The sequence below is a fragment of the Romboutsia sp. genome, from assembly GCF_051659545.1.
In the GTDB taxonomy this organism is placed as follows: Bacteria; Bacillota; Clostridia; order Peptostreptococcales; family Peptostreptococcaceae; genus JBOFOR01.
In genome coordinates, this window is the sequence record NZ_JBOFOR010000082.1 from 1 (window position 1) to 6,572 (window position 6,572).

Here is a 6,572-nt window from a genome sequence, read left to right on the forward strand (position 1 = left end):
TCGAAGTTTAAAGCATATATAACATCTCCTGGAACTTTTAGTGTTTATAATGCTTTAGCAGTTATAGCAGTATGCAAACACTTAGGAATAGATAAAAAAGAAATACTAGACTCATTACAAAAAGCTAAAGTAAAAGGAAGAGTAGAAGTATTACCAGCACTTCCTTATGCAACGGTAATAATAGATTACGCTCATAATGGAGTAAGCTTAGAAAATATCCTACAAACTTTACAACAATATGAGCACAATAGATTAATTTGTTTATTTGGTTCTGTAGGTGGAAGAACAAAAGGAAGAAGAAAAGAACTTGGAGATGTAGCAGCAAGAGAGTGTGACTTATGTATATTAACAAGTGATAATCCAGACTTTGAAGAGCCTATGGAAGTAATAAAAGATATAGCAGATTCTTTCAAAGGAAGTGACTGTGAGTATATAGTAGAGCCAGATAGAATAACAGCAGTTGAAAAAGCAGTAATGCTACTTCAAGAAGGTGATATGCTAGTTTTAGCTGGAAAAGGTCATGAAGAGTATCAATTAATAAAGGGTGAAAGATTGCCATTTAGTGAAACAGAAATAGTTCTTGATACAGCAAAAAAGATATTACAAAGCAACAAACAAAATTTATCTTCTTAAAAATTAAAAAGTTAAAAAAGAGAAACTTTAATTATATAATTAAGGGTTCTCTTTTTTTGCAGAAAATTTAGGTTATTAAAGTAAAATTTGTTAATAATGTGTTAAAATATTCTTATGATTAAGTAGATATAAAAGGGAGGATATATGAATAAAGGGGAATTATTTGTACAACTATTAGAAAAAACTAGCTTAATAATAGTTTTATTTATAATAATAACTAAAGTTAAGCAATTCAAATATATATTTCAAAAAGAAGATTATAAAAAAGAAGACTTAATAGTTATATCTTTGATATTTAGTTTTCTTGGTATATTAGGTAATTATAATGGAATAAGTGTAAATGGTTCTTTAGCTAATACAAGAATAATATCTGTAGTATCAGGTGGAATAATGTTTGGTCCCATAGTAGGTATAACTTCGGGATTTTTAGCAGGGCTTCATAGATATGTTATAGATGTAGGTGGAATAACATCTTTGCCATGTTTTGTATCTAGTATTTGTGCAGGAATATTGTCAGGGGTTCTTAATGAAAAAATTCCTGAAAAGTATCAGTGGTTTTATGGTATTTTATGTGGAATTATTTGTGAGAGTATAACTATGATTTTAATATACATAATGTCTAAGCCTCAAGAACTAGCAGTAGATATAATAGGTAAAATTTACATACCAATGATAGTAGGTCAAATAGGAATAGGTATTTTGGTATCTATTATAAAAACAATAAAAAAAGAGAAAGAAGAAGTAGCTGCTTTTCAATCACAGTTAGCTTTAGATATAGCAAATAAAACTCTTCCATATTTCAGATCTATAAATGAAGAATCATTAAATAAGATATGCAAAATTATTAAAGAAGAAATAAATTCAGACGCAGTAAGTATTACTGATAATGAAAGAATTTTAGCCTATGTAGGTGTAGGGGAAGAATACTTTAAATCACCAAATATAGAACTTAGTTCAATGACAAAAGAAGCTATAAATAAAAATACCATATTAAATATACAGGTTAACGAAGAGGAAAAATCATTAAATGAAAGAGTAAAGCTAAAAACAGGTATGATTATACCACTAACAGACACTAAGGGAGTAGTAGGCAGTTTAAAAATTTACTATATCCAAAAGTATGATATGAGTCATTCTAAAAAGACCTTAGCGATAGGATTATCTCAAATAATATCTACTTTAATGGAAATTTCAAAAATAGAGAAGATAGAAGAAGCTAAAAATAAAGCAGAGATTAAAGCATTGCAAACTCAAATAAATCCTCATTTTTTATTTAATGCTTTAAATACAATAACATCTTTTATAAGAATAGATCCAGATAAGGCTAGAGACCTAATAATAAATTTGGCTACTTACATGAGATACAACTTAGAGATTAGCGATAATCTAATAGAAATAAGCAAAGAATTAGAGCAGGTTAAATCTTACGTAGAAATAGAAAAAGCAAGATTTGGAGACAAGCTAAATGTAATTTATGATATAGATCAAGAAATAAATATTAAAATTCCTAGTTTAATAATACAACCTCTAGTAGAAAATGCAATAATACATGGAATTAGAGGTAATGGAGGAGCAGGTACTGTAAAAATAGGAGTAAGAAAAGAAGAAAATAAAATTAAAGTTTGCGTAGAAAATGACGGCATAACCATAGATGAATTAATAATACAAAAAGTGTACAAGGATGATATGCCAGAAAATAAAATTGGACTATATAATGTTCATTTAAGATTAAAACTAATATATGGTAGTGGATTAATCATAGAAAAATTAGAACCGGGCACTAAAATAGAATTTTATATTTAGGGGGAGATTGAATGAAAGGGATAATAGTTGAAGACGAATTTCCAGCAAGAGAAGAGTTAAAATATTTTATAAATAGTTTTAGTAATATAGAAATAATAGATGAGTTTGATAATGGCGTAGATGTATTAAAATTTATTCAAGAAAATATTATAGATGTAATATTTTTAGATATAAATATACCAATGATAGATGGAATGTTATTAGCTAGAACAATAGATAACTTTAAGGTTAAGCCTAAAATAGTTTTTATAACTGCATACAAAGAGCATGCTGTAGATGCTTTTGAACTGGAAGCTTTTGATTATATATTGAAACCCTACTCAGAAGAAAGAATAGTTTCAATGCTTGAAAAACTTGAAAATATCAAAGTACTGTTAGATAATAAGAAAGAAAAAAATACAAAAATTATATCTATTGAAGGTAGCTTAGATAAAGTTAGTCTTTGGAAGAATGATAAACTAATAGTAGTAAAAATAGATGACATATATTACTGCGAAGCAGATGAGAGAGAAACTATAGTATTTACAAAAGAAGATAAGTATGTTGTTAAAAGTTCTATAACTGAATTTGAAAAAAACCTAGCTAGTGACAAAATTTTTAAAACTCATAGGTCTTTTATTGTAAATACTTCAAAAATAGAAGCGATAATACCTTGGTTTAATAATACATATAAGTTAAAATTAAAGGACTTGAACGCTGAAGTTCCAGTAAGTAGAAGTAAAATAAAAGACTTTAGAAAATTAATGCATATATAAGTGCAGTTTATTTACAAAATTAGGTATTTGATGTAAAAGAAAAGATTTTTAATAAAGAAAGTAGTTATCATATTATTGTAATAATAAATTGAAAAAAAAATTAATTATTTTAACAAAGGGGAGAATGGTATGATAACTTTTATAATTTGTTTGGCTATTTTAATAGTAGGATATTTTACTTATGGTAAATTTGTTTCAAAAACAGTAGACTTAACTGATTCAAATCAGACACCAGCACTAAGACTAGAAGATGGCATAGATTATGTGCCAATGCCTTGGTATAAGGTATTTCTAATACAATTTTTAAATATAGCGGGAACGGGGCCTATATTTGGAGCAATAATGGGGGCATTATTTGGACCAGTAGCATTTCTATGGATAACATTTGGTACAATATTTGCAGGAGGAGTACATGATTTCTTCTCAGGCGTTATATCTATGAAACATGATGGAAGTTCAATATCAGAAATAGTAGGTATATATCTAGGTGACAAAATGAAGACTGTTATGAGGGTATTCTCAGTTATACTTCTTGTATTAGTTGGAACAGTATTCATAACATCTCCAGCTGGATTATTAACATCAATTACAGGAATAGATAAAAATATATGGGTTATAGCTATAATAATATATTACATACTTGCAACAGTGCTTCCTATAGATAAAATAATAGGAAAAATATACCCTTTATTTGGAGCGGCATTACTATTTATGGCAGTAGGGTTATGTGGTGCTTTGATTGTAGGAAACTTAAATGGAAGTATGTCAATGCCAGAGATGACTTTACAAAATATGCATCCAGACGGATTAAGTTTATTTCCATTCTTATTTGTAACAATAGCATGTGGAGCTATATCAGGATTCCATGCAACTCAATCACCAATGATGGCTAGATGTATAAAAAATGAATCTGAAAGTAGAAGAGTATTTTATGGAGCAATGGTTGTTGAAGGAATAGTAGCTTTAATCTGGTGTGGAGTAACAATATCATTCTTTGGAGATAGTTTATCAATCCAGGCAGCATTAACTGAATATGGTGGACAATCTGGAGTTGTAAATGTAATATCTAAAGAATTACTAGGACCAATAGGTGCAATACTTGCAGTACTAGGAGTTGTTGCGTGTCCTATAACAAGTGGAGATACGGCATTCAGAAGTGCTAGACTTACAATAGCTGATGCATTTAATATAAAACAAGAAGGTTTAAAGAATAGATTTATATTAGCAATACCATTATTTGTAGTAGGTATATTCTTAACAACAATAGACTTTAACATAATATGGAGATACTTCGCTTGGTCTAATCAAACATTAGCGATGATAGTACTATGGGCTTCAACAGTGTACTTATTAAAAAATGAGTCTCATTACCTAATGACATTAATACCAGCAACATTTATGTCATATGTATCAGTAGCCTATATACTACAAGCACCAGAAGGATTTAAGTTAAATGCTACATTATCTAATGCAGTAGGAGCAGGAGCAGCTGTTATATTATTAGTATTGTTTATGATTAATAAAGAGAAATTAGTAAAAAATGTAGATTCTCAGAAAACTGCTTAGTAAAAAATAATTTGGATTGAGGGATATGACGAATAAATATTTTATTACTTAGTTAATAGTTAAAAAGATGCCTATAAATCATTACTTTAATGATTTATAGGCATCTTTATTTATGTATTAAAAAATGTATTTCATGTATAAAATTATGCATTTCATGTAAATAGAAATATTTAAAATTATAAAAGCTATATCATATTACTGTAATAATAAATTTAATGAAAAATTAACAATTTTAATTTTTATTTAACAATTTTCTTAAAAGGAGATAGGGTATGATAACATTTTTAATTTGTTTAGCAATTCTTGTAGGTGGATATTTCACTTATGGTAAGTTCGTTGAGAAATCAGTAGATTTAAGTGGAGCAAAGCAACCACCATCAGTAAGATTAGAAGATGGTATAGATTACATGCCAATGCCTTGGCATAAGGTATTCTTAATACAATTTTTAAATATAGCAGGAACAGGACCTATATTCGGGGCAATAATGGGAGCATTATTTGGACCAGTAGCGTTCTTATGGATAACTTTTGGAACGATATTTGCAGGAGGAGTACATGACTTCTTCTCAGGGGTTATATCTATGAAACATGATGGTACTTCGGTATCTGAAATAGTAGGTATATACTTAGGAGATAGAATGAAGACTGTTATGAGAGTATTCTCAGTAGTACTTCTTATATTAGTTGGTACAGTATTCGTAACATCTCCAGCAGGATTATTAACATCAATGACTGGAATAGACAAAACTATATGGGTTGTACTTATAATAGTTTACTACATGTTAGCTACAGTATTGCCAGTTGATAAGGTAATAGGTAAAATATATCCTATATTTGGAGCAGCACTATTATTTATGGCAATCGGGTTATGTGGAGCTATGTTTGTAGGTCAATTTAACGGAACTATGACAATGCCTGAAATGACTTTACAAAACTTACATCCAGAAGGATTAAGTATGTTCCCGTTCTTATTTACAACAATAGCTTGTGGAGCAATATCAGGATTCCATGCAACTCAATCACCAATGATGGCGAGATGTATAAAGAGCGAAACTGAAACTAAGAAAGTATTCTACGGAGCAATGGTCGTAGAAGGAATAGTTGCTTTAATATGGTGTGCAGTTACAATAGCATTCTTTGGAGATAGTTTATCTATACAAGCGGCTTTAACTGAGTTTGGTGGACAATCTGGAGTGGTAAGTGTATTATCTAAAGAATTATTAGGACCTATAGGTGCAATACTTGCAGTACTTGGAGTAGTGGCTTGTCCAATAACAAGTGGAGATACAGCATTTAGAAGTGCAAGACTTACAATAGCTGATGCATTTAATATAAAGCAAGAAGGATTTAAGAATAGATTCATATTAGCAATACCATTATTCCTAGTATGTATATTCTTAACAACAATAGACTTCAACATAATATGGAGATACTTTGCTTGGTCTAACCAAACATTAGCTATGATAGTATTATGGGCATCAACAGTATACTTATTAAAGAACAAGTCACACTACCTAATGACAATGATACCAGCAACATTTATGACTTCTGTATCAGTAGCATACATATTACAAGCACCAGAAGGATTTAAATTAAATGCTGCATTCTCTAATGCAGTAGGAGTAGGAGCAGCAGCAATATTATTTGTAGTATTTATGATAAATAAAGATAAGTTAGTAAGAAAAGTAGATGAGAAAAAAATAGCTTAATATATAATAAAAGTCTTCCTGTTCACAGGGAGACTTTTTTGTTATTATAATAAAAAAATATTAAATTTTGTGCAACGTAAATTTATTTTTAAGTACTTATAGATAG

General features: G+C 29.1%; 5 protein-coding genes. All 5 read left to right on the top strand.

All coding sequences use genetic code 11. The annotated features are described in order from the left end of the window. Positions 1 to 633, top strand: a 633-nt coding sequence (locus ACRC03_RS05020; RefSeq protein WP_438651467.1) for a glutamate ligase domain-containing protein, incomplete at its 5' end; no start/stop codon positions are given. 144 nt (positions 634 to 777) lie between these two features. Next, positions 778 to 2,436 (top strand): LytS/YhcK type 5TM receptor domain-containing protein, encoded by a 1,659-nt coding sequence (locus tag ACRC03_RS05025; RefSeq protein WP_438651468.1) that lies wholly within the window; start codon positions 778 to 780, stop codon positions 2,434 to 2,436. Between the two features lie 11 nt (positions 2,437 to 2,447). After that, positions 2,448 to 3,191: a LytR/AlgR family response regulator transcription factor gene (locus tag ACRC03_RS05030; RefSeq protein ID WP_438651469.1), complete on the top strand. Its 744-nt coding sequence runs from the start codon at positions 2,448 to 2,450 to the stop codon at positions 3,189 to 3,191. A 129-nt stretch (positions 3,192 to 3,320) separates the two neighbouring features. Then, on the top strand, positions 3,321 to 4,757 hold the full coding sequence (locus tag ACRC03_RS05035; RefSeq protein ID WP_438651470.1) for a carbon starvation CstA family protein: 1,437 nt from the start codon (positions 3,321 to 3,323) through the stop codon (positions 4,755 to 4,757). A gap of 272 nt (positions 4,758 to 5,029) precedes the next feature. Then, entirely contained in the window at positions 5,030 to 6,466 is a 1,437-nt protein-coding gene (locus ACRC03_RS05040; RefSeq protein ID WP_438651471.1) for a carbon starvation CstA family protein, read from the top strand. Positions 6,467 to 6,572 lie beyond the last annotated feature (106 nt).

What these genes read in the sequence shown, in the direction of transcription:
- ACRC03_RS05025 (WP_438651468.1), top strand. Translation starts at nt 778, where the DNA reads ATGAATAAAGGGGAATTATTTGTACAACTATTAGAAAAAACTAGCTTA.
- ACRC03_RS05030 (WP_438651469.1), top strand. Translation starts at nt 2,448, where the DNA reads ATGAAAGGGATAATAGTTGAAGACGAATTTCCAGCAAGAGAAGAGTTA.
- ACRC03_RS05035 (WP_438651470.1), top strand. Translation starts at nt 3,321, where the DNA reads ATGATAACTTTTATAATTTGTTTGGCTATTTTAATAGTAGGATATTTT.
- ACRC03_RS05040 (WP_438651471.1), top strand. Translation starts at nt 5,030, where the DNA reads ATGATAACATTTTTAATTTGTTTAGCAATTCTTGTAGGTGGATATTTC.